We start from the raw sequence: 20955 nt of genomic DNA, 5'->3' as shown, positions 1-20955 counted from the left end.
ACTCTTGGGAATTCGCTCAGTTGCCACTTTCCTGTAACTCGAATTATTTAGGGCATAATAATTTCGATTTCTAATGGATTCGCAGGTTGTAAGGATTCGTCCATACATCATACAAGCAATAACATAGCAAATGTAAGCGCTCTTGTTACAAGATTCATTAAAATATGTGATAGAGATTGGTCTTTGTTACTAGAACGAGTTAAGCAATTGACAGCGTGAGAAAAGGAGAGGTGTGATGAAAACAGTCGGTGTAGTGCTGAGTGGATGTGGTGTTTTAGATGGCACAGAGATACATGAGTCTGTCTTAACTATATTAGCATTGGATCGTGCTGGAGCTCGTGTTTTATTCTTCGCACCAGATAAGCCGCAACTCCATGTTATTAATCATCTTACTGGTGAAGAATCTACTGAGCAGCGGAATGTTTTAGTGGAGTCTGCGCGCATTGCTCGGAGCCTGATAAAGCCGCTTTCTGTCGCCAATTCAGAGGACTTGGATGCCCTTATTGTTCCTGGTGGTTTTGGTGCCGCAAAGAACCTCAGTGATTTCGCCATTAAAGGTTCTGAATGTTCTATAGATCCAGATTTAGTTAAGCTTACTCAATCAATGCATAAGGCCGGTAAACCAATTGGATTTATGTGTATTTCACCGGTGATGTTGCCAAAGCTGCTGGGGAAACCTGTTCGCCTGACGATTGGTAACGATCCCGATACTATTGATGCAATTGAAGCTATGGGAGGGCAACATGTTATTTGCCCTGCTGATGATGTAGTGGTCGATGCAGAGAATAAAGTGGTCACAACACCGGCCTACATGTTGGCGGCATCAATTTCCGAAGCAGCAAAAGGAATTGATAAGCTGGTGGCGAAGGTGCTGGATTTAACCGAATGATTTCAGTTCGCCGTGGATTAAATTGGCTTTGGTATTGGGGCAAGCGGGGCATCATTGGCATTGTTGCTCTGTGGTTGGCCGGTATTTTGATTTTTGCTTTCCTGCCGGTTCCGTTTTCCATGGTCATGATTGAAAGGCAGCTCGGGGCCTGGCTGACAGGCGATTTTTCATATGTTGCTCATTCTGATTGGGTGCCGATGGATGAAATCTCGCCTTATATGGCGCTGGCGGTGATGGCCGCGGAAGATCAAAAATTCCCTGAGCATTGGGGGTTTGATGTCGGTGCCATTGAGTCGGCATTAGCCCACAATCAGCGCAATCAAAATCGTATCCGTGGTGCATCCACCTTATCGCAACAAACCGCCAAAAATCTGTTCCTATGGGATGGACGCAGCTGGGTGCGTAAAGGGTTGGAGGTGGGCCTGACCGCCGGTATTGAGTTGGTGTGGACCAAGCGGCGTATTCTGACGGTTTATCTGAATATCGCGGAATTTGGCGAGGGTATTTTTGGTGTGGAAGCGGCTGCGCGCCATTTCTTTAATAAACCGGCCAGTAAATTGAGTGCGTCAGAAGCCGCCCTGTTAGCCGCAGTTCTGCCCAATCCACTACGTTTTAAAGTGAATGCGCCATCAGGTTATGTTGTTTCCCGCCAACAGTGGATTTTGCGCCAGATGCGGCAGTTGGGTGGCAAGGCGTTTTTGCAGGAAAATCAGTTAGATTAAGAAAACGGGCTTAGATTGCGCTAAGCCCGTATCAGTTTGATTCTATGTCAATAAACTGAGTTATTTCACAATAGTAAACGCGGTAGTCACATGCTTAACGCCACTCACCTGACTGGCTATCTGAGCAGCTGATTGCCCTTCCTGCTGAGTCACCAGACCCAAAAGGAACACTTCGCCATTCTCCGTGGTGACTTTCACGTTGGAGGATTTAACCGAGTCGGCGGTCAGTAATTGTGAGCGAACTTTGGTGGTGATCCAAGTATCCATGGATGCGGTGGACAGATCGACCGGCTTACCCAAGCGCATTTCGTTATACACTTCTGTGGCACCATCAACACCGGCTGCAATTTGCTTGGCACGGCTAGACAGTTCAGCTGTTGGCGATTGCCCTGTCAGCAAAACCTTCCCTTGATAAGCGGTCACGACAAAACGTGTTTGGCTCTTTATCTGCTGATCTTTGCTCAGTGCATTGACAACTCTGGCCTCAAGTGTGCCATCGTCGACCTGGGTGCCGACAGAGCGCGGGTCTGTGGCAGATTTAGTTGCAACGGCTGCACTGCCAACCACCACAGCACCGATACAACCTTGTAATAACAGGGCGCTGAATAGCATGGCAAAAATATAACCAACCTTCATTCGTGCTCCTTTAATCGTCCTGATGAGGAAATAGAGTGTTATCAATTAAGTCACACAAGCAATTCACTGTCAGCATGTGTAATTCTTGAACCCGAGCGCTACGGTGCGAAGGTATGCGGATTTCAACATCCTGCTGACCTAACAAGCCCGCCAGCTCACCACCATCATAACCGGTCAGTGCGACGATGGTCATATCACGGGTAACTGCGGCTTCGACCGCTTTCACAATATCACGGCTATTGCCACGAGTGGAAATAGCGAGCAAAACATCACCAGCATGACCCAGCGCACGAACCTGTTTGGCATAGACTTCATCATGCAGGCGGTCATTGGCGATTGCTGTCAGCACCACATTATCAGCATTTAAAGCAATAGCTGGCAGGCTGGGCCGTTCTGTTTCAAAACGGTTTATCATACTAGCCGCAAAGTGTTGTGCGTTAGCCGCAGAAGTCCCATTACCGCAGCAGAGAATTTTATTGCCGTTGAGCAGTGACTGAACCAACGTCATTGCTGCACGGGATATGGCATCAGGCAGAGCCTCAGCCGCGGCAATCTGGGTTTGAATACTTTCTGTAAAACAACCTTTGATTCTATCCAGCACGTTGATTTGACCCACTTAATAAAATTAATATGCCCTTCGTATTTGAAGCTGCAAGGGTGTTGGCTACGTTCATTCACTCGAATCACTTACCTGAGTCAGCTCATCGGGATTCGTTCTCTTGCCGCCTACTTGCAACTCCAACTTCTTTGGGCAGAGCCGGCATAAACCGGAGAAAAATCATCAATCCGCATTGAAGGCGTTTGGCAGCCATTCTAACTGACTACCCGTGATGGCAAAAACATCAAAACGGCATAATGTTGTGGCAAAACATGCGTTTCGTTGTGCCAACCAAAGGGCCGCAGCCCGGAGTAGCCGCTGTTGCTTGCGGTAAGTGACACTGGCGGCAGCGCCACCGAATAGGGTATTGCGGCGAAAGCGTACTTCAACAAACACCCAAGTGGCTCCGTCGCGCATGATAAGGTCAATCTCACCACTTTGATAGGTGACATTGGCCGCCTCAAACACTAAACCCGCCCGCTCAAGATGGTGGCGGGCTTGGTTTTCGTAGTGTGTGCCAGTTTTCCTTTGGCTCATAATTCCCTTCGTCCTTGAAATTGCAGGGTTGTTAGCTGCGTTCATTTACCCGAATCACTTACTTGAGTAAGCTCATCGGGGTTCACTCACTTGCTGCCTACCTGCAAACTCCAATGACTTTGGGAATACTTTTCGTCCTTGAAATTGCAGGGTTGTTAGCTGCATTCATTTACCCGAATCACTTACTTGAGTAAGCTCATCGGGATTCACTCACTTGCTGCCTACCTGCAAACTCCAATGACTTTGGGAATACTTTTCGTCCTTGAAATTGCAGGGTTGTTAGCTGCGTTCATTTACCCGAATCACTTACTTGAGTAAGCTCATCGGGGTTCACTCACTTGCTGCCTACCTGCAAACTCCAATGACTTTGGGAATACTTTTCGTCCTTGAAATTGCAGGGTTGTTAGCTGCATTCATTTACCCGAATCACTTACTTGAGTAAGTTCATCGGGGTTCACTCACTTGCTGCCTACCTGCAAACTCCAATGACTTTGGGAATACTTTTCGTCCTTGAAATTGCAGGGTTGTTAGCTGCATTCATTTACCCGAATCACTTACGCCGCCGGTACTACCATGCCCTGGCGGTATTGCAGCCAAGGTAATTTACGGGTGATAACACAATCGGCTGATGCCGTTAAATCACCGGTGGTGCCGCTGACCTGGAAACCAGGAATTTGGCGCATTTCAGCAAAATGATTCGATAATGTCCACGCATCAATGCCCATGGCGTACAAACGTACCAGCGAATAGTCGTTAGCATATTTGGCTGCCGCTTGTTGCATCAGCGCTGGATTCGACCCGGCCATCAGTGGAATATCACTAAACTGAATGCCTTCCATTTCCAGCCGGTAGTCTGGGCCTGCACCTGCTTGATAGCTGCGTGAGCTGGCGAACAGCGCAGGTTTGCTGCGGGTGCTGGTCGCCATATCAATCATTGGCTTGATCAGTGTCAGCTCGGCCGGTGTCGCGATGATATACACCGCATCAATGTTACCACCAACGGCGGTTGAAACTACCGGTGCATCGACGGGCGGTGCAGGGATGGTCAGGCCAGCAATAGTGACTGATGCTGGTGCAGCCGCCGGTGCGCTTGAAACGCTAATCGGTTGACCGGTCAGGCGGATGCCCGCGCCACTGTTGATAGCTTGTTTTAACTCCGCAGTAGAGCCGAAGTTTTGTTGTAATACCGTCTGACCACCTTGCTTCTGCCACTCTTCAGCAAAGGCTTTGGCGATGCGGTCACCCAAGGCACCACGCGGGGTTAGCAACAGCGGCATTCTTTTTTCCTGGCTCCATAAATGATGCGCGGCATCGCGGGCTTCATCTTCAGGAGAAAGGGCGAAATAACAGATATTCGGGCTATTGGTGCTGACTTCCGGCTGGTTCAGCGCCAGAATATTTAGTGTGCTGGGGGTTGCACTCAGTTGTTCAACTTCGGGCTTCAGCAGTGGGCCAACCACCAATGTCGCGCCATCTTGCTGGGCTTGCGCGAGTAAAGCTGCAATCGGCTGAGTGGTGGTATCGTAGATTTTAACTTGTGCATTGCTGGTGGTGACAGGTGCTGGCGCTGGTATAGGCGCAGCCACATCTGTAACCGGCGTCGCCGCGGCATCCGTTGGCGTACTTGCGGTTGCATCTGGCTCTACCGGTGTAGGAGCGTTAACTGGCAAGCCATTCTGTGCGGCAGTAAAACCTTGCTGGATAGCATCGGCAAAGACTTGTGCCGGGCCGCTTAATGGCAGCAATAAGGCAATTTTCGCCGTAGACGCCTGGCTGAAGTTGCTGATTTGCGTTAATGCCGTTGGCAGGTTTTTCGCTGCCGGATTTTGCGGATAACGATTTTGCCAATCTTTAATACCGGCTTTCAGCATGTCAGGGTCTTGCTTGTTATCCTGATAGACATGCAGTAAATCCAGCCAACCTTGCAGGACGTTTTCGTCCGCGTTAATCACAATGTTATTCAACTCTTGTGGGGTGAGCTGGGCCAGCGCTTGCCAGGTGCCATCAATATTATCTTGATGGGCTTTATCACTGAGCAGGGGTTCTTGAGCAATGAATGCGCGCACCAGCGGCAAGGTTGCTTTACCCTGATTGGCGGCAATCAGTGCTTGATAGAAGCGCACTTGTTGGTTGGCTGAGAACTTCCCGGCATCCAATTTGGCCAAAACATCCGCAGCAGCAGGATTGTTTTTCTGTGCAACCAGCAGTTCTGCGGTCAGTAATTGCTGTTCCTGGCGCTGTGTGTCATTCAGGTCAGCGGGCAAAGTTCCAAGCAGTTCTGCTGCTTGAGGGACTTTCCCTTCGCGTAACTGGGCACGAATGGCAAGTAATTGCCAGTCAGCCTTGTTATCATCACTGCTCTGTTGCAACTGTTGCAGATAATAGTCAGAGTTAGCGCTTGCTTCGTCCTGTATATTGACGGGCGGCGTCTGTGGTGCTCTGCCTGAACAAGCTGCCAGTATCAAAGCAGCCAACACAACAGGGACTAGCCCTGCTTTGGAACGAACGAATGTTGAGGAAAGCATACTGTATCCAGTGATGTTTTTTTCAAGATGCTCAATATTAAATCGGTAATTCGGATGAAACAATGAATCAACACGATCGAGCAGTGATTTCTGCATCTACGCTTTATGTGGTACCTACCCCAATCGGTAATTTAGGGGATATAACCCATCGGGCGTTAGAGGTACTGAAAGGCGTTGATTTGATTGCGGCAGAAGATACACGTCATACAGGGTTGCTGTTACAACATTTCGCGATCAACGCCCGCCTATTTGCACTTCATGACCATAACGAACAACAAAAAGCCGATCATTTACTGGCGAAACTGCAAGCCGGCCAGAGTATTGCACTGGTTTCAGATGCAGGCACGCCACTGATTAACGATCCGGGCTACCATTTAGTGCGCCGTTGCCGTGAAGCTGGCATCAGAGTTGTGCCATTACCGGGCGCATGTGCGGCGATTACAGCCCTCTCCGCCGCCGGTATTGCCTCAGACCGTTTTTGCTACGAAGGCTTCTTGCCTGCGAAAACCAAAGGACGTAAGGATACTCTGCAAGCGCTGATTGAGGAACCTCGAACCCTAATCTTCTACGAATCAACCCATCGCTTGTTAGAAAGTTTACAGGACATGGTAACTGTACTTGGCCCACAACGCTATGTGGTACTGGCTAGAGAACTCACCAAAACTTGGGAGTCTATCCACGGCGCGCCTGTTGGCGAGTTACTGGCGTGGGTTCAGGAAGAAGAAACCCGACGCCGTGGCGAAATGGTCTTGATTGTCGAAGGCCATAAAGTACAGGCGGATGATGCTCTGCCTGCTGCCGCCTTGCGTACTCTTGCGTTGTTGCAAAAAGAGTTACCGCTGAAAAAAGCTGCCGCTTTAGCCGCAGAAATCCACGGCGTGAAAAAGAATGCGCTTTATAAGTATGCACTTGAACAGCAAGATGACAGCCAAATGCAAGCGGAAGATGACATTCAACAGTAATGTGACTATAATCCGCCGCGGAGTTGACTAGACAGTCGCCGCTTCGCTGCCGTCCCTTTCGGGGGAGACAGGTGAAGGGGAGGAAAGTCCGGGCTCCATAGGGCAGGGTGCCAGGTAACGCCTGGGAGGCGCAAGCCTACGACAAGTGCAACAGAGAGCAAACCGCCGATGGCCCGCGCAAGTGGGATCAGGTAAGGGTGAAAGGGTGCGGTAAGAGCGCACCGCGCGGCTGGCAACAGTTCGTGGCAAGGTAAACTCCACCCGGAGCAAGGCCAAATAGGGGTTCACATGGTACGGCCCGTACTGAACCCGGGTAGGCTGCTTGAGCCAGTGAGTGATTGCTGGCCTAGAGGAATGACTGTCCACGACAGAACCCGGCTTACCGGTCAACTCCACTCATTCCATAAAACCCCGCTTCGGCGGGGTTTTTGTTTCTGTGATATATGCAGGAGAGGAATGACTGTCCACGACGCGAGTCACTCTATAACGATGATTCCGAGACGACCCATCAGCTGTGATACCTGATCACTATCCAATTTGACGCCCTCCAAATCATTTCTACGAATGTCTAGTTCACCGATGGCAGAATTGGTCAGGTCACAATGGGTGAAATTTGCTGAACTCCAGTCAAAAGATGAGAATTCACCACCAGACAAATCAGATCCGCTAAAAGTTGCGCCTAAAATATTCGTACCCATCCAACGGTTTTCCCATAACTCACATTTCTCTAAGACAACTTTCGAAAAGTTAGCGTAACTTAAATTGTTTTTAGTGATATATGCACTACAAAACCAACTCCGGGCGGTAATCATATTCATAAAACTGGCACCGCGAAAATCAGCGCCTTGAGCCAGGCAGCCTCTTATTTCTATTCCTAACGCATTAATGTTCATGAAGTTATTCATAGTTAAATCGCAGTTTTTAAAACTGGCGTCTTTTAAGGTTGCACGATTAAAGTCACATCCCACCTGATATTCTCGATCGTAAAATTGGCAGTTGATAAACTGTGTATCGGTTAAATCGTTACCAGAAAAATCGCATTCAAAAAACTGGCTGTTTTCTACAGTGCTCCCAGTAAATTGATTGGTATTAAACTTTGTACTGCGATAGAGCGATGACATCATTAAAATACCTGTGTATTTGCTCAATCTGAGCACTGTCAGTTAACGGCTTCAATCTGTTTTTGAGTACGGTAGTAGAGTAGCACCACCACAAAAGCGATTATCGTCAAAAAGATCAAATAGGCCCCATAGGTCGGAAGCATCTCGGCCATCGTCTGCCCACGCATAGCAAAATCGCGATAAAACCGATATTGCCAAACTAGCGGGAAGGCGTAGCTCAGGTAATAGGCCCAAAGAGGCATGAACCCCACCGCCATGGTTGCCCCACCCATAATAAATCCAGGTGGCACCAGGAAAGTCATGAGACTGGCACCTTCTCCCGGATTTTGAGTCTTCCAGGACAGAATCAAAGCTAACCAACCAAAAGCCAATCCAGTCATGAATATGGTCGGCAGATAGGCAAAATAGTTGCCCTCAAATCGCAGTTGGCCAAAAATAACCAACAAGGCGCTCACAATGGTAATGCCGGTGGTGTAAAAGAAGGCATAGGGAACCATGCGGCACATCAGTGCCAGTGGGCCTCGGTTGAAGACAGCATTGCTCCAGGCACCCGTGACTTTCAACCTGCCGATGACCATCAGTGTGGCCAGGCCATAAAAGAGTGAGGAGAAAAAGTAGACAAAAGCAATGCTGGTCGAGTTGGTTGCGGTACTGGTCGGGTTAAACAGATTGCGACTTTTCAGCAGCATCGGACTCAACGCCGCCTCTAGTTGGGTGTCGCCAAGCCCTAGTGCGGAGATACGGGCGGCACCAATTTCAGCTCCTAGTTCGGGGATATATTCATGTAGGTTTTGCAGCACTTCGGCATTTTGTGCTGAGTTGCTGTAGTCCGCAAAGTAACCAAGACGCACCGCGCTATCGCCTGTTTTTAAACTTTTCTCAAGCCCTTTCGGGATATAAAGCACACCAATATTACGGTCGTGCGAGGTCAATATTTCAGGATTTATGGGGGAGTGTAAAACCTGAGTGACTTCAATATAGGGCGATGTATTTATCTTCTGGATTAGCTCTGTCGAATAATGAGAGGCATCAAGATCAATCACTGCAATCTTGCCCTCAAAGACGGTCGAATGTGAAAAAACCAGCGAAAACAGGAGTGCTATGACCGCTGCAACCACAATGGCGACCTTGTGATAGGGCATGACATGCCCTGACATCATGGCACCAATCTCATCGGTCATGGACTTAACGATGTTCTGCATCATCCACCTCTAGCGTCATCCCGGTGAGCAATTGCGGTTTTTCTTCTGTGTAGATTCGGACTTGGTAGGAGGTCAAATCGGCCTGGCCGCGTTCTCGGGTCATGCGTAAATCAGAAAAAGAGGGGGCTGCCGTTGCAAAACGTACCACCCCTTTCACATGGGTATCAAGCGCTGGCACTTGCGCGGTTACTGCTGTACCCGGTTGGTAAGCGCTAACCATATTTTCATTGACGTAAATATCAACATATCTGCGGGCAGTCTCCAGTAGAACCGCTGGCGCGCCAGTTGGTATCATCTCACCCGGCTCATAAAGGATTTTTAAGACTTTACCTGCTTCGGGAGCCGTCAGTGTCAGGCGGCCGTGGTTGACCTCCAGTTGCCTCAGTTCTGCTTGAGACTGGGCTAACTGAGCACGAAGCTGGTCCAGCACATTTTCACGGTTTTTGATCGACTCGCGCGAGTTGGCAATGGCTTGAAGTGTCATGCCCTGAGCGCTCGCCTTCTCAGAGAGGCGTTTTATCTGTTCTGGTGTCGTACCAATCATGGCCGAAGCAAGTTGGCGCTCAGCTTGCACAACAGCCGCCTGAGTCTGCGTTAACATGCTTTTTGCACTATCTAGCATGGACTGCGAGACACTGCCGGTGTGACTCAACTTGGCCATACGGTTAAAGTCAGTACGGGCCAGTTCCTCACTGGCACGCGCGGCACTCAGTGTGGCTTGAATTTCCTCAATTTTCCGCCAGGAAGAGACTTCCGTTAATTTGGTTTCATCACTCGCGATCCGCGCCGCGGACTCTTCCAGACGAATCGACGCCTCCTGAGCACGAATAACCGCCTTGAGGCGCTCTATAGAAATGTTGGTATCCACCTCATCCAGCATCATCAAGGTGTCACCCTTTTGAGCCATCTGAGACTCTTGCACCTGGCGCGTGACAAGTTTGCCGCCCACATTTTCAAACGCAATATTGATCTTATCGGCGGTCAGTACGCCAGACTTCAGACTTTGGGCCACGGATACCGCGTCATTTCTTGATCCAAAATAGATGAGGCTCGATCCAACCAACAGCAGCACCAAGAAAATTACTGCTATTTTCTTTATTGGTTTTAAGGTGTTTTCTTGTTCTTGATTCAATTTATTTAGCCGACTAAGTATGTGATTGGAAAAGGGTTAACGTGATAAACCCCATGTTTTGGTTATTTTTAACTGCTTTTAGCTGTTTTTTCGCAGCAGTTTTCGCAGCATTGAAATCAGGGATTCGCGTTCTTGATCATTGAGCACTTCGGCAAAAGAGCGAATGGCGTTGATGTGCCCCGGCAGCGCCTCTTTAATAACGCGGTGTCCCGCAGGGCTTAATGCAATTAAGCGAGAGCGTCCATCGGCATGGGTTCGGCTCATGGTAATCAAGGGTTCGGGGACGGAAAGCATACGTTTGACCATGACGGAGACAGTCGCAGGCGCGACACCAATGCGTAATGCCAGCTCGCTGGCAGCGGTTTCGCCTTCGCCATAAAGTGACATTAAGAGAATGAATTTACCTTCTGAAATTCCATATTTATCAGCAAGTTGTGCGTATATGCTTGAACGAATTAAATCAGCGGTGGTGATCAGGTTTAAGACTAAATCCACCCCGGAAACATCGGTGTCGAGATTTTCTTGATTCTGCACCCGAGCCAGCGTCTCGCGGGTGGGCAACGCCCTTGCTTTATATTCCATATAGATCACTTTTAATTTATTTAGCCGGCTAAATTATAGCGATGCAAATGAAAATTACAATAAGCAAAACGCGCTCCACTGGGGGTGATATTTACATTTTTAAGTTATCTTTTGCCCTGTTAACGCTGATAGCGCAGCGCATCGACAAACAGTGAAAACGCGGTGGTGTGCTGCCTGCGGCTGGGGTAGTAAAGATAGTAGCCGGGAAATGGCTCACACCACTCTTGCAGAACTCTAACTAAATTACCGCTGGCAATCTCTGCCCTTACTGCATCTTCTGGCACCATTGTCAGACCAAAACCAATCATTGCTGCATCAATCCGCTGTCGTAAGCTATTGAAAGTTAACTGTCCCTCAACCCGAACTTTTAACTCGCGCCCTTCTTTTTCAAACTCCCAAGCATACAGGCCGCCCATTGTTGGCAGGCGCATATTGATACAGCGATGATTTTGCAGGTCGGCTGGTGTGGTAGGAACGCCATATTTAGCCAGATATGGGGGCGAACCAACTACAGCCATACTCATATCAGGCCCAATCCGCACCGCAACCATGTCCTTGGCAACCTGCTCTCCCAGGCGGATACCTGCATCAAAGCGGCCTGTCACAATGTCAGTTAAGCTATTGTCGACTGTAATTTCTACCTTGATGTCAGCGTATTCTGTGAGAAAGGTTTTCAGCACCGGCCAGAGCACAGAATCGACAGCATGTTCGCCAGCGGTGACTCGAATATTTCCCGCCGGGCGCGCTCGCATTTCACTCAGCGCATCCAGTTCGCTCTCAATTTCTGCAAAACGTGGCCCAAGGCTATTTGCCAGCCTTTCACCGGCTTCAGTCGGCGCCACACTGCGAGTGGTGCGGGTCAGTAAGCGAAGCTCCAGTCGCTCCTCCAGCCCTCGAATTGAGTGGCTTAAGGCTGATTGGGAAATGCCTAGTTTTGCTGCGGCTTTGGTAAAGCTACGTTCTCTGGCAACCATTAGAAATGAAATTAAATCGTTAAAATTCTCTTTTAACATCTTGCTTCCCGCTGGTTAGCACTCAAGTTTTCAAGTTTAGCTCAATTTATGAATTTAATTCATATACTCATGCACATTTCCCCCTCTAATACTCCGTATAAGCATTTGCTACCTTTCCTGCAACAGGCATTCATTTGGTGAGTATCTTGTGGTGGTAAGCAATAACAAACAGGGGTAAAGACAATGCAAAAGCGCACACTCGGTCGCAGTAATCTTGAAGTGTCAGCAATGGGTTTAGGCTGCATGGGAATGAGCTTCGGTTATGGCCCGGCAACCGATAAACAGGAAATGATTTCATTACTGCGCAAAGCCGTGGATCTTGGCGTGACATTCTTTGATACCGCAGAAGTCTATGGGCCATATACCAATGAAGAGTTGTTGGGTGAGGCGCTGGCCCCTTTGCGCGATAAAGTGGTGATTGCCACCAAATTTGGTTTTCAGGCCGATCCGAATGGTGGGCCAAAATGGGGGGGTTTAAACAGCCGACCTCAACATATCAAGAAGGTTGCGGAGGCCTCTCTCAAGCGCTTAAAAACAGATGTTATCGATCTGTTTTATCAACATCGTGTCGATCCCAATGTACCCATTGAAGATGTGGCTGGCGCAGTACAAGATTTAATTAAAGAAGGGAAAGTTAAGCACTTTGGTTTGTCTGAGGCGGGGGCGGCAACCATTCGTCGTGCCCATGCAGTTCAGCCGGTCACCGCGCTACAGAGTGAATATTCTTTGTGGTGGCGGAAACCGGAGCAGGAAATTATCCCTACACTAGAGGAGTTGGGGATTGGTTTGGTGCCTTATAGTCCGCTGGGTAAAGGTTATCTGACGGGGAAAATGACGGAATCAACCGAGTTTGCCAGTGATGATTTTCGTCGCACTTTGCCGCGTTTCACTCCAGAGGCATTAAAGGCCAATCAGGTGTTGATTACGTTGATTCAGGATGTGGCACAGCAAAAAGGCGCGACACCGGCACAAATCGCGTTGGCTTGGTTATTGGCGAAAAAACCGTGGATTGTGCCGATCCCTGGGACACGTAAGTTAAATCGGCTGGAGGAGAATATTGGCGCGGCGAACCTGGAGTTGACTGCCGCGGATCTTCAGCAAATTGACAGCGCAGCTGCGAAAGTCACATTAGTCGGCGAACGCTATCCTGAGGCGCTGGAAAAACTCACCGGACTTTGATCTGTCACCTGAACATTATCAGGAATAACGGTGAAATTGCTCGCAGCGTCTACAGTTATGTAGTCCATGTTAAGTCCGACAGCTTTCGCTGGCGCGGAGGGAAAAGTGAAAATTACACCAAGCGGTTCTCAAGTATCCCAATCCGGTTCTGCCAATTATTTCACCGGCCAGGTGCGTATTGATGCGCCTTTTCAGGCGACTCCACCTGCCCGTGTGGGCGGCGCTTTGGTCACATTCGAGCCGGGCGCGCGTACTGCCTGGCATACTCATCCACTGGGCCAAACGTTGATTATCACTCAAGGCCGTGGCTGGATTCAGGAGTGGGGCAGTGAGATTAACGAGATGAATCAGGGCGATATTGTTTGGATACCTGAAGGAGTGAAACATTGGCATGGAGCAACGCCAGATACCGCGATGACTCACATGGCGATTGCTGAATCCCTTAATGGTAGCCCCGTTGAGTGGATGGAAAAAGTCAGCAACGAGCAATATCAGAAATAACCTCGGAGGAAATATGACTCAAGGTATTGAAAATAAAGTTGTGGTTATCGCTGGGGCCAGCAGTGGCCTGGGCGAGGCGTTGGCTCGTCGCCTGACAAAAGATGGCGCAAAAGTGGTGCTGGGTGCGCGCCGCATTGACCGGCTGGAAAAATTGGCCGACGAGCTATCATTGAATAAAGCTGCCGTGGTCAAAACGGATGTGACGCATCCGGATCAGGTTCAGGCGCTGGTGGACACGGCGGTCAGGCTTTATGGTCGCATAGATGTGATGGTGAATAATGCCGGGCTAATGCCGCATTCACTGTTGGAGCGGCGTAAGATTGATGATTGGAATGCAATGATTGATGTGAATCTGAAAGGGGTTCTTTACGGCATTGCGGCAGCACTTCCTTATATGAAAGAGCAGAAAAGTGGGCATATCATCAATACCTCCTCAGTTGCGGGCCATAAAGTGAGGCCGGGCAGTGCTGTGTATGCGGCGACCAAAACCGCTGTTCGTGTGATTTCTGAAGGGCTACGTCAGGAAGTGAAGCCGTACAATATTCGGACGACCATTATTTCTCCCGGCGCAGTGAGTAGCGAGTTGGTGGACAGCATCACTGAAGCTGATGTCGCGGCAGGTATTAAGCAATTTTATGACGAAGTTGCTATTTCCGCTGATGCATTCGCCAGTATTGTGGCCTTTGCTATCGGCCAGCCGGAGGATGTGGATATTAACGAAGTGTTATTCCGTCCGACGAAACAAGAACTTTGATAAATACTTCGCATCTCTTTTCAACGCTCATCATCCCGGAGATACACCATGACAATGAAAGTACTCGGTTATGCTGCTACATCAGCAAAAGTTCCGCTGGCTCCCTTTGAGTTTACCCGTCGCGCTCCTCGCCCAGATGATGTGGTGATGGAGGTGCTCTATTGTGGTGTTTGTCATTCTGACCTACATCAGGCGCGTAATGACTGGGGATTCAGCACCTATCCTATTGTGCCCGGTCATGAAGTGGTGGGGCGCGTTACGGCGGTGGGCAAGGATGTCACGAAGTTTAAAGTGGGTGATTTCGCCGGTATTGGTTGTATGGTCGATTCCTGTCGCCACTGCAACCCGTGTCAGCAAGGATTAGAACAATATTGCGAAGAAGGAAATGTGCAAACCTACAATGGTATTGACCGCCATGACCATCAGCCAACCTACGGCGGTTACTCGCAAGCTATTGTCGCATCACAAGATTTTGTATTGAAAATGCCTGCTGGTTTGGATTTGAAAGCTGCCGCCCCCCTATTGTGTGCAGGTATCACTACTTGGTCACCACTGCGCCATTGGAAAGTCGGAAAGGGTAGCAAAGTCGCTGTCGTGGGGCTGGGTGGATTGGGCCATATGGCACTAAAATTGGCTAATGCGCTCGGCGCTGAAGTAACACTCTTTACCCGCTCTCCTAATAAAGAGGCGGATGCCCGCCGCTTAGGTGCGCATCACATTGTTTTATCTACCGATGATGCACAAATGGCCGCGGCCAAAGGGCAATTTGATTTGATAATTGATACTGTGCCTTATGTGCATGATATCAATGCATACATGCCGACGTTGAATGTGGACGGCACGTTAGTGTTTGTCGGTTTCCTCGGGGATATCAGCCCGATGGTGAGTACCTTACCGATGATTTTGGGGCGGCGCTCGGTGGCGGGTTCCTGCATTGGCGGTATTGCGGAAACACAGGAAATGTTGGATTTTTGTGCTAAACACGGCATTGCTTCAGATATAGAAATGATTAATATTCAAGATATTAACCACGCTTACGAACGTATGCTGAAAAGTGATGTGAAATACCGCTTTGTGATTGATATGGCGTCATTGAAGCCATAAGAAATTCATATGCTATATAGATAGCGCACCAATGCCACAATCAATGTGGCATTGACACAATTTTCAGGACAGCCCCGACTGGGCGAATACCCGGTCATTCAGGTAAATCAATCAGCAATGCCCGCAGGGGAGTCTCTGCTGTAATCACTAAATGCTGTTCTTCTTGTACAAAAGCCCCGTCACCGCAGGTCAAGCGCTGAGCTTCGCTCACTTGCGGGCCTTTCACTTCGACCGTCCCGTGAATAGATTGCAGATATGCCCTCGGGCCGTGCAAATCAATTGTATATTGCTCACCGGCGGCTAAATCTAAATGATGAATCCACACTTGCTGGCGCAGCTTCAGGCTACCTTGCTCCCCATCAGGAGAGGCCAATAATCGCAATGGCTGAGAGCATAAAGACATGCGCTGCGCGAGATGACTGTCTTGTTCTGGACAAGCATTGAGCCATAACTGAATGCGGGTTAACGGCTTGTCTGCACTCAAGTTATGCTCGCTGTAACTAACACCCGGTTGGGTAGAAAATAGCAAGACATCGCCGGTTTTGCCGCGCACATGGTTGCCCAGACTATCGCGATATTCGGCTTCGCCTTGTAAAATCAGGTTGAGAATATCAACCCGCGGATAGGTTCGCGGCTGGAATGATGCCCCCGGCGCTAACACTTCCTGATTCAACACCCGCAGTGAGGCATAGCCGAGTAATTTCGGGTCAAAATAGTGGCCGAATGAAAAAGTATAGCGGGCTTGAAGCCAACCAAAGTCAGCTTGCCCGCACTGTTTTGCTGTTCTGCATGTGATCATGATTGCTCCTATAGCCGCATCTTGAAATCTATTGGGTAAATATAATGGGTATACCCAAGTGACTTCGAGATGCAGGTAGGCGGCAACCGAACAAATCCCCAGGAGCTTAGATAGCTAAGTGACTGGGGTGAGTAAGGGCAGCCAACACCCCTGCAACTTGAAGGGCGACGGGTATATTAATCTGTAAACAAATGGTAAGCGTCTGGACGGCAGATTGTTAGCCAGTTAATCTGGTCACTATATTCAAATTTCCTGATTGAGAAAATGATGGCCAAAGATCGGGCGCTAACGTTAGAAGCATTAAGAGTGATGGATGCCATTGATCGCCGTGGTAGTTTTGCGGCGGCAGCCGATGAATTGGGGCGAGTACCCTCTGCGCTGAGCTACACCATGCAGAAGCTTGAAGAAGAGCTTGATGTGGTGCTGTTCGACCGTTCAGGGCATCGCACCAAGTTTACCAATGTCGGGCGCATGCTGCTGGATCGCGGGCGAGTATTGCTGGAAGCGGCAGATAAGCTGACTACTGACGCTGAGGCATTGGCACGCGGCTGGGAAACCCATATCACCATCGTCAGCGAGGCCTTGTCTCCGGCGTGGAAACTGTTCCCGCTTATCGACAAACTGGCACTCAAAGCCAACACTCAGGTTTCTATTTTTACCGAGGTATTAGCCGGAGCATGGGAGCGACTGGAGCAGGGGCGGGCTGATATTGTTATCGCGCCAGATATGCATTTTCGCGCATCTTCGGAGATTAACAGCCGCAAACTGTACAAAGTGACCAGCGTTTATGTGGCCAGCCCGGATCATCCTATTCACTTGGAGCCAGAGCCGCTCTCTGAGCTAACCCGGGTGAAATATCGAGCCGTTGCCGTGGCAGATACCGCCCGCGAGCGGCCGGTTATCACTGTACAGTTGTTGGATAAACAGCAACGGCTGACGGTCAGCACCATTGAAGATAAACGGCGGGCATTACTCGCTGGTTTAGGTGTAGCGACCATGCCTTATGACATGGTGGAAAAAGATATCGAAGCAGGCCGCCTCAGGGTTGTCGGGCCGGAATACAGCCGTGAGGCGGATATCATTATGGCATGGCGTCGCGACAGTATGGGCGAGGCCAAGTCGTGGTGTCTGCGCGAGATCCCTAGGCTGTTTGCTAATAAATAAATGGCTACTGCGCGTCGCCTCGATTGGGAGGTGAGTGGCTATCTGTTAACTAAGCGAAACGGGTATCTCGTCCATGTGGCTCCAGCAGGTTTTGCTGTGGGCCGATGGAGATAATTCCGTAAGGATTAATGGTGCCGTGGCTGCGGTAATAGTGATGGCGGATATGGTCAAAATCTACCGTCTCGGCAATACCCGGCATCTGATAAATATCGCGTAAAAAGCCGTATAAGTTGAGATAATCGCTAATACGGCGCTTATCGCACTTGAAATGTGTGACATACACCGGGTCAAAACGTACCAATGTGGTCCATAAGCGTAAATCCGCTTCGGTCAGCTGGTCACCGGTCAAATAGCGGTGTTTCCCCAGAATGTGTTCCAGCTTATCCAATGCATCAAACAAGGTGCTGACGGCTTCGTCATAGGCTTCTTGCGTGGTGGCAAAGCCCGCTTTATACACGCCATTATTGACCTGATCGTAAATCCACTCATTGATATCGTCAATCTTGCCGCGTAATACGGGAGGGTAATAATCGCCAGCTTTAGCACCAACCCCATCAAAAGCATTATTGAACATACGAATGATATCGGCTGACTCATTGCTAACAACAGTTTGTTGCTGCTTATCCCATAACACCGGGACGGTCACGCGCCCGCTATAATGGGGGTCGGCCCGGAGATAGAGTTGATAAAGATAATCGAGATGATAAAGCTCGTCACCGGTGGTGGCAGGGAAATCATGACCGAACGTCCAGCCATTCTCCAGCATCAGCGGATGCACCACAGAAACTGAAATCAGCGATTCCAAACCTTTCAAGGTGCGCATTAGCAAGGCGCGGTGCGCCCACGGACAGGCGAGAGAGACATACAAATGATAACGATGTGCTTCGGCTTTAAAACCGGCATTACCTTGCGGGCCAGCTTGACCATCAGTAGTAACCCAATGGCGAAACTGTGAGTTACTGCGTTTGAAATGGCCCCCGCTAGATTTGGTGTCATACCAAACGTCTTGCCATACACCGTCAACTAATTGTCCCATTTTATCCCCTTCGTTCTTGAAATTGCAGAGTTGTTAGCTGCTCTCGTTTACCCGAATCACTGACCTGAGTCAGCTCATCGGGATGCATTCGTTTGCTGCCTAGCTGCAACTCCAATTACTTTGGGGATTGCATATTAAAGTATAGCCTTACCACTTTTTACCCAACAGGCGGTCGATACTGAAACCACCAGGGCCAGCTACAGCCAGTACAATGAAACCGCCAGCGATGGTCATATTTTTCATAAACATCAGTTGGTTAACACCTTCCGCGAAGTTAGTATGGAAGATCAATGCGGTCAAAATAGTGAAGCCGGCAGTAAACAGTGCAGTGGTGCGGGTCAGGAAACCAAACAGAATGGCCAGACCGCCGCCAAACTCCAACAGAATCGTCAGTGGCAGGAAGAAGCCAGGGACGCCCATTGCTTGCATATATTGCTGAGTACCGGCATAGGCATCACCCATTTTGCCGTAACCGGCAACAATAAACAGAATTGGCATTAAAATGCGTGCTACCAACAGGCCAGTATCTTGTAATTTGTTCATCGCGACTTCTCCAAAAAGTGTTTTGTATTAATGCCTGGTATCTGCTGGCGTTAATTTTCAATAAAGAGTTTTGTATCTGATTGTTTGCCGCTGTATTTATGCAAACGCCCTGAGTTGATGAGATAATGTTAGTGGAGAAGTTGATAAGTTGTTAGCTAGTAAAACTGTCGGTTTTTATCAAAAAAACTGAAGAGGCAGAGAATAAAAGCCGAAAAATAACCGACTTAGAGGCAGTTATCGGGGAAGTAGGTAACAAATGATGAGCGGATAGAGAATGCCGCAAAGGGAGTTTGCGGCAGGTTAGCGTAAGAAAAAAGTATTGCGAAACAATTGGATAGTACCCCATGCACTGACAGCTCTGCGCGACCAGCGGATAAGTTTGCTGGGATGGCGGATACCGTAAAGTGCGACCAGACTTGACCCCACCATCAGATATTTTCGCATACTGACGATTTTCACCCAGCCCCGGTCATAAGGTGCCGTGACTTCAATCCAATGCGCAGCGCTGTTAGCGAGATCCAGACGTTGTTGCTGGATCTCCCGTAACAATGCGGCCTTTTCCTGTGCTAATTGATGTCGACTCAACGCTCTTTCTCCAATAATTCGCGGTCCGTTTCCAGTTGCTTACGGGTTGAACCCAGCAGTGTGGAACGGCGCGCTTTGGTGAGTGTCCAGATAACACCGATTATTGCCAGCACTAATAGCACGGCGGTTGTCGACCCCAGCGCAACTAAACGATAAGCAGGATCAATCGCCCATATCACTAATACCAGCAGACTCATCAAACCGAAAGCGGTCAATAGCAGAGTAATCCCCGCTATCATCAACAACTGAATCAGTGTTGCCTTTTCTTCTTCCAGTTCAATCGCCGCTAACCGGACACGGGTTTCAACCATACCTACCACAATAGTGGCGATGCGGTGAACAGTATCGAGGACCCCTTTTCCGGGGCCCTTAGTTTGAGGGAGTTCAGCCATAATCAGCGGCGAGACAACAGCACGCCTAGCACCACGCCGACAGCAGCACCGATGCCTACGCCAGCCCAAGGGTTGTCATGGACATAGTTATCAGCTTTATCAGCAATTTCTTTGGTTTGGGCAGCAATTTTATCGCCAGTTTCGCTTAGGCGCTCTCGTGTATCTTTCAACGCGCTTTCTGCTTTAGCCCGCAGCTTATCTAACTCAGCTTTCGGCTTATCGGTCGAAGATTGCAGCACTTCTTCCAAAGTATCTGCAAGTGACTTAAGTTCAGCGCGCAAATGTTCAGAGGTTTTATCTTGAGGCATGTAATAGCTCCTTAACATAACTGAGATGAATATCTAATCTAGTAAATTTGTTGGGAAGTTCATAGGTTAATAATCCTAATAATTCCCAAGTCGTTCACTGTGTTTGTATCTAAACCCGGAGTCGCTATTTCTGTGCCTGAGCTTGTTTTAACTCAGCTTGCGCCTCCGTTAACTTCTTCTGTTTATTAGCAATCTTCCCAGCATCACCTTTTTGCTGAGCTTCTTTGAGTTCTTGCTTACGTTCAGCGACTTTGTGCTGCTTTTCTTTGATTTTTTTCTGCCGTTCAGCTTTCAGACTCTCAACAGTACAATTATTTTTAACTTCTTTCAGCGCTGTTTCCAGACCTGCGGCGCGGCGAGTATTGCCATGCTGTTTGGCATAATCAATCTGCTGTTGGATCTCTTTGGCTTTGGTGTCGCATTCATTCGTTTGGGCGGCGCTGTAAAATGCAATCATCGGTAATACCAACAAGAGAAAAACCCGTAGCGAAAAAACGGGACCGAACAACACAGTACGTAACAACATGGTATTGCTTCCTTTTACAGCAAGAGTCGGGGATGAAATAGGTTGTCGTGAATGACTAAGCATAGCGCTGAATTATGCGATACCCAAGTTTACTACTGAATTTTTATAGATTAATCATGAATCAGCAGAATAAATAGGGAATAAC

The 20955-nt window shown here is 49.0% G+C and carries 24 protein-coding genes and 1 other RNA gene; 9 read left to right on the top strand and 16 right to left on the bottom strand.

Features of this window, described 5'->3' with window-relative positions:
* Positions 1–235 precede the first annotated feature (235 nt).
* Both elbB and mtgA read left to right on the top strand, forming a co-directional pair.
* Positions 236–889 carry an isoprenoid biosynthesis glyoxalase ElbB gene (gene elbB / locus OP863_RS17445; protein WP_038638781.1) on the top strand — a complete coding sequence of 218 codons (654 nt, stop codon included), beginning with the start codon at positions 236–238 and terminating at the stop codon, positions 887–889.
* Complete coding sequence (mtgA, locus tag OP863_RS17440; RefSeq protein ID WP_038638783.1) at positions 886–1611, top strand: monofunctional biosynthetic peptidoglycan transglycosylase; 726 nt, start codon at positions 886–888, stop codon at positions 1609–1611. The genes elbB and mtgA overlap by 4 nt, the downstream gene beginning before the upstream one ends.
* 60 nt (positions 1612–1671) lie before the next feature.
* Here the strand turns inward: mtgA and dolP are convergent, their stop codons facing one another.
* From dolP to OP863_RS17420, 4 genes are all read right to left on the bottom strand, one after another.
* A complete protein-coding gene (gene dolP, locus OP863_RS17435) occupies positions 1672–2247 on the bottom strand; it encodes a division/outer membrane stress-associated lipid-binding lipoprotein (protein WP_038638786.1) in 576 nt (191 codons plus the stop codon).
* 10 nt (positions 2248–2257) lie between these two features.
* Positions 2258–2848, bottom strand: a complete 591-nt coding sequence (gene diaA, locus OP863_RS17430) for a DnaA initiator-associating protein DiaA (RefSeq protein ID WP_004710884.1) — start codon at positions 2846–2848, stop codon at positions 2258–2260.
* Between the two features lie 180 nt (positions 2849–3028).
* On the bottom strand, positions 3029–3382 hold the full coding sequence (locus OP863_RS17425) for a YraN family protein (protein WP_038638788.1): 354 nt from the start codon (positions 3380–3382) through the stop codon (positions 3029–3031).
* Positions 3383–3936: 554 nt separating this feature from the next.
* Positions 3937–5907 (bottom strand): penicillin-binding protein activator, encoded by a 1971-nt coding sequence (locus OP863_RS17420; RefSeq protein ID WP_265525665.1) that lies wholly within the window; start codon positions 5905–5907, stop codon positions 3937–3939.
* Between the two features lie 62 nt (positions 5908–5969).
* Between OP863_RS17420 and rsmI the strand changes: the two genes are divergently transcribed.
* Both rsmI and rnpB read left to right on the top strand, forming a co-directional pair.
* Positions 5970–6869 carry a 16S rRNA (cytidine(1402)-2'-O)-methyltransferase gene (gene rsmI / locus OP863_RS17415; protein ID WP_038638792.1) on the top strand — a complete coding sequence of 300 codons (900 nt, stop codon included), beginning with the start codon at positions 5970–5972 and terminating at the stop codon, positions 6867–6869.
* Positions 6870–6888: 19 nt separating this feature from the next.
* Positions 6889–7267, top strand: an RNA gene (gene rnpB, locus OP863_RS17410) — RNase P RNA component class A.
* A gap of 78 nt (positions 7268–7345) precedes the next feature.
* Here the strand turns inward: rnpB and OP863_RS17405 are convergent.
* From OP863_RS17405 to OP863_RS17385, 5 genes are all read right to left on the bottom strand, one after another.
* Positions 7346–7990, bottom strand: a complete 645-nt coding sequence (locus OP863_RS17405) for a Qnr family pentapeptide repeat protein (protein WP_145591258.1) — start codon at positions 7988–7990, stop codon at positions 7346–7348.
* Between the two features lie 38 nt (positions 7991–8028).
* The gene (locus OP863_RS17400; protein WP_038638819.1) at positions 8029–9192 is read right to left on the bottom strand and encodes an ABC transporter permease; all 1164 of its coding nucleotides are present in this window, start codon (positions 9190–9192) and stop codon (positions 8029–8031) included.
* On the bottom strand, positions 9176–10204 hold the full coding sequence (locus tag OP863_RS17395; RefSeq protein ID WP_265525664.1) for an HlyD family secretion protein: 1029 nt from the start codon (positions 10202–10204) through the stop codon (positions 9176–9178). Before OP863_RS17395 ends, OP863_RS17400 begins: the two co-directional genes overlap by 17 nt.
* 198 nt (positions 10205–10402) lie before the next feature.
* Positions 10403–10906: a MarR family winged helix-turn-helix transcriptional regulator gene (locus OP863_RS17390; protein ID WP_145589304.1), complete on the bottom strand. Its 504-nt coding sequence runs from the start codon at positions 10904–10906 to the stop codon at positions 10403–10405.
* Between the two features lie 119 nt (positions 10907–11025).
* Entirely contained in the window at positions 11026–11919 is an 894-nt protein-coding gene (locus OP863_RS17385) for a LysR family transcriptional regulator (protein WP_120011516.1), read from the bottom strand.
* A gap of 183 nt (positions 11920–12102) precedes the next feature.
* Here OP863_RS17385 and OP863_RS17380 point away from each other — a divergent pair, with 183 nt between their 5' ends.
* The 4 genes from OP863_RS17380 (at position 12103) to OP863_RS17365 (ending at position 15457) form a co-directional block, all read left to right on the top strand.
* A complete protein-coding gene (locus OP863_RS17380; protein ID WP_265525663.1) occupies positions 12103–13098 on the top strand; it encodes an aldo/keto reductase in 996 nt (331 codons plus the stop codon).
* A gap of 66 nt (positions 13099–13164) precedes the next feature.
* Entirely contained in the window at positions 13165–13599 is a 435-nt protein-coding gene (locus OP863_RS17375; protein WP_186378203.1) for a cupin domain-containing protein, read from the top strand.
* Positions 13600–13612: 13 nt separating this feature from the next.
* On the top strand, positions 13613–14353 hold the full coding sequence (locus OP863_RS17370) for an SDR family oxidoreductase (RefSeq protein WP_145589300.1): 741 nt from the start codon (positions 13613–13615) through the stop codon (positions 14351–14353).
* A gap of 48 nt (positions 14354–14401) precedes the next feature.
* A complete protein-coding gene (locus OP863_RS17365) occupies positions 14402–15457 on the top strand; it encodes an NAD(P)-dependent alcohol dehydrogenase (protein WP_038638837.1) in 1056 nt (351 codons plus the stop codon).
* A 94-nt stretch (positions 15458–15551) separates the two neighbouring features.
* On the opposite strand, the gene OP863_RS17360 is transcribed toward OP863_RS17365, so the two are convergent.
* A complete protein-coding gene (locus tag OP863_RS17360) occupies positions 15552–16256 on the bottom strand; it encodes a pirin family protein (RefSeq protein WP_038638840.1) in 705 nt (234 codons plus the stop codon).
* Between the two features lie 267 nt (positions 16257–16523).
* Between OP863_RS17360 and OP863_RS17355 the strand changes: the two genes are divergently transcribed.
* Positions 16524–17420 (top strand): LysR family transcriptional regulator, encoded by an 897-nt coding sequence (locus OP863_RS17355; protein ID WP_038638842.1) that lies wholly within the window; start codon positions 16524–16526, stop codon positions 17418–17420.
* A gap of 49 nt (positions 17421–17469) precedes the next feature.
* On the opposite strand, the gene OP863_RS17350 is transcribed toward OP863_RS17355, so the two are convergent.
* The 6 genes from OP863_RS17350 to OP863_RS17325 form a co-directional block, all read right to left on the bottom strand.
* A complete protein-coding gene (locus OP863_RS17350; RefSeq protein WP_265525662.1) occupies positions 17470–18456 on the bottom strand; it encodes a glutathione S-transferase family protein in 987 nt (328 codons plus the stop codon).
* A gap of 147 nt (positions 18457–18603) precedes the next feature.
* A complete protein-coding gene (locus tag OP863_RS17345; protein WP_145589298.1) occupies positions 18604–18999 on the bottom strand; it encodes a DoxX family protein in 396 nt (131 codons plus the stop codon).
* A 300-nt stretch (positions 19000–19299) separates the two neighbouring features.
* Positions 19300–19584 (bottom strand): YqjK-like family protein, encoded by a 285-nt coding sequence (locus OP863_RS17340; RefSeq protein ID WP_265525661.1) that lies wholly within the window; start codon positions 19582–19584, stop codon positions 19300–19302.
* A complete protein-coding gene (locus OP863_RS17335; protein WP_145589296.1) occupies positions 19581–19976 on the bottom strand; it encodes a phage holin family protein in 396 nt (131 codons plus the stop codon). Before OP863_RS17335 ends, OP863_RS17340 begins: the two co-directional genes overlap by 4 nt.
* A gap of 2 nt (positions 19977–19978) precedes the next feature.
* Positions 19979–20284 (bottom strand): DUF883 family protein, encoded by a 306-nt coding sequence (locus OP863_RS17330; protein WP_004391984.1) that lies wholly within the window; start codon positions 20282–20284, stop codon positions 19979–19981.
* Between the two features lie 124 nt (positions 20285–20408).
* Positions 20409–20810, bottom strand: coding sequence for a DUF1090 domain-containing protein (locus OP863_RS17325; protein WP_145589295.1), 402 nt, complete (start codon positions 20808–20810; stop codon positions 20409–20411).
* Positions 20811–20955 lie beyond the last annotated feature (145 nt).

This window comes from Yersinia sp. SCPM-O-B-9106 (C-191) (assembly GCF_026183365.1).
Classification (GTDB): domain Bacteria; phylum Pseudomonadota; class Gammaproteobacteria; order Enterobacterales; family Enterobacteriaceae; genus Yersinia; species Yersinia rochesterensis.
The sequence above is the reverse complement of the archived record's forward strand: the minus strand, read 5'-3'. Positions and strand labels throughout refer to the sequence as shown.

Coding starts and splice junctions, on each gene's coding strand:
- OP863_RS17360 (WP_038638840.1), bottom strand. CDS start 16,256: ATGATCACATGCAGAACAGCAAAACAGTGCGGGCAAGCTGACTTTGGT.
- OP863_RS17325 (WP_145589295.1), bottom strand. CDS start 20,810: ATGTTGTTACGTACTGTGTTGTTCGGTCCCGTTTTTTCGCTACGGGTT.
- OP863_RS17335 (WP_145589296.1), bottom strand. CDS start 19,976: ATGGCTGAACTCCCTCAAACTAAGGGCCCCGGAAAAGGGGTCCTCGAT.
- OP863_RS17330 (WP_004391984.1), bottom strand. CDS start 20,284: ATGCCTCAAGATAAAACCTCTGAACATTTGCGCGCTGAACTTAAGTCA.
- dolP (WP_038638786.1), bottom strand. CDS start 2,247: ATGAAGGTTGGTTATATTTTTGCCATGCTATTCAGCGCCCTGTTATTA.
- OP863_RS17420 (WP_265525665.1), bottom strand. CDS start 5,907: ATGCTTTCCTCAACATTCGTTCGTTCCAAAGCAGGGCTAGTCCCTGTT.
- OP863_RS17400 (WP_038638819.1), bottom strand. CDS start 9,192: ATGCAGAACATCGTTAAGTCCATGACCGATGAGATTGGTGCCATGATG.
- OP863_RS17365 (WP_038638837.1), top strand. CDS start 14,402: ATGACAATGAAAGTACTCGGTTATGCTGCTACATCAGCAAAAGTTCCG.
- rsmI (WP_038638792.1), top strand. CDS start 5,970: ATGAATCAACACGATCGAGCAGTGATTTCTGCATCTACGCTTTATGTG.
- elbB (WP_038638781.1), top strand. CDS start 236: ATGAAAACAGTCGGTGTAGTGCTGAGTGGATGTGGTGTTTTAGATGGC.
- OP863_RS17390 (WP_145589304.1), bottom strand. CDS start 10,906: ATGGAATATAAAGCAAGGGCGTTGCCCACCCGCGAGACGCTGGCTCGG.
- OP863_RS17385 (WP_120011516.1), bottom strand. CDS start 11,919: ATGTTAAAAGAGAATTTTAACGATTTAATTTCATTTCTAATGGTTGCC.
- OP863_RS17355 (WP_038638842.1), top strand. CDS start 16,524: ATGGCCAAAGATCGGGCGCTAACGTTAGAAGCATTAAGAGTGATGGAT.
- OP863_RS17350 (WP_265525662.1), bottom strand. CDS start 18,456: ATGGGACAATTAGTTGACGGTGTATGGCAAGACGTTTGGTATGACACC.
- OP863_RS17425 (WP_038638788.1), bottom strand. CDS start 3,382: ATGAGCCAAAGGAAAACTGGCACACACTACGAAAACCAAGCCCGCCAC.
- OP863_RS17405 (WP_145591258.1), bottom strand. CDS start 7,990: ATGTCATCGCTCTATCGCAGTACAAAGTTTAATACCAATCAATTTACT.
- OP863_RS17380 (WP_265525663.1), top strand. CDS start 12,103: ATGCAAAAGCGCACACTCGGTCGCAGTAATCTTGAAGTGTCAGCAATG.
- OP863_RS17370 (WP_145589300.1), top strand. CDS start 13,613: ATGACTCAAGGTATTGAAAATAAAGTTGTGGTTATCGCTGGGGCCAGC.
- mtgA (WP_038638783.1), top strand. CDS start 886: ATGATTTCAGTTCGCCGTGGATTAAATTGGCTTTGGTATTGGGGCAAG.
- OP863_RS17345 (WP_145589298.1), bottom strand. CDS start 18,999: ATGAACAAATTACAAGATACTGGCCTGTTGGTAGCACGCATTTTAATG.
- OP863_RS17375 (WP_186378203.1), top strand. CDS start 13,165: ATGTTAAGTCCGACAGCTTTCGCTGGCGCGGAGGGAAAAGTGAAAATT.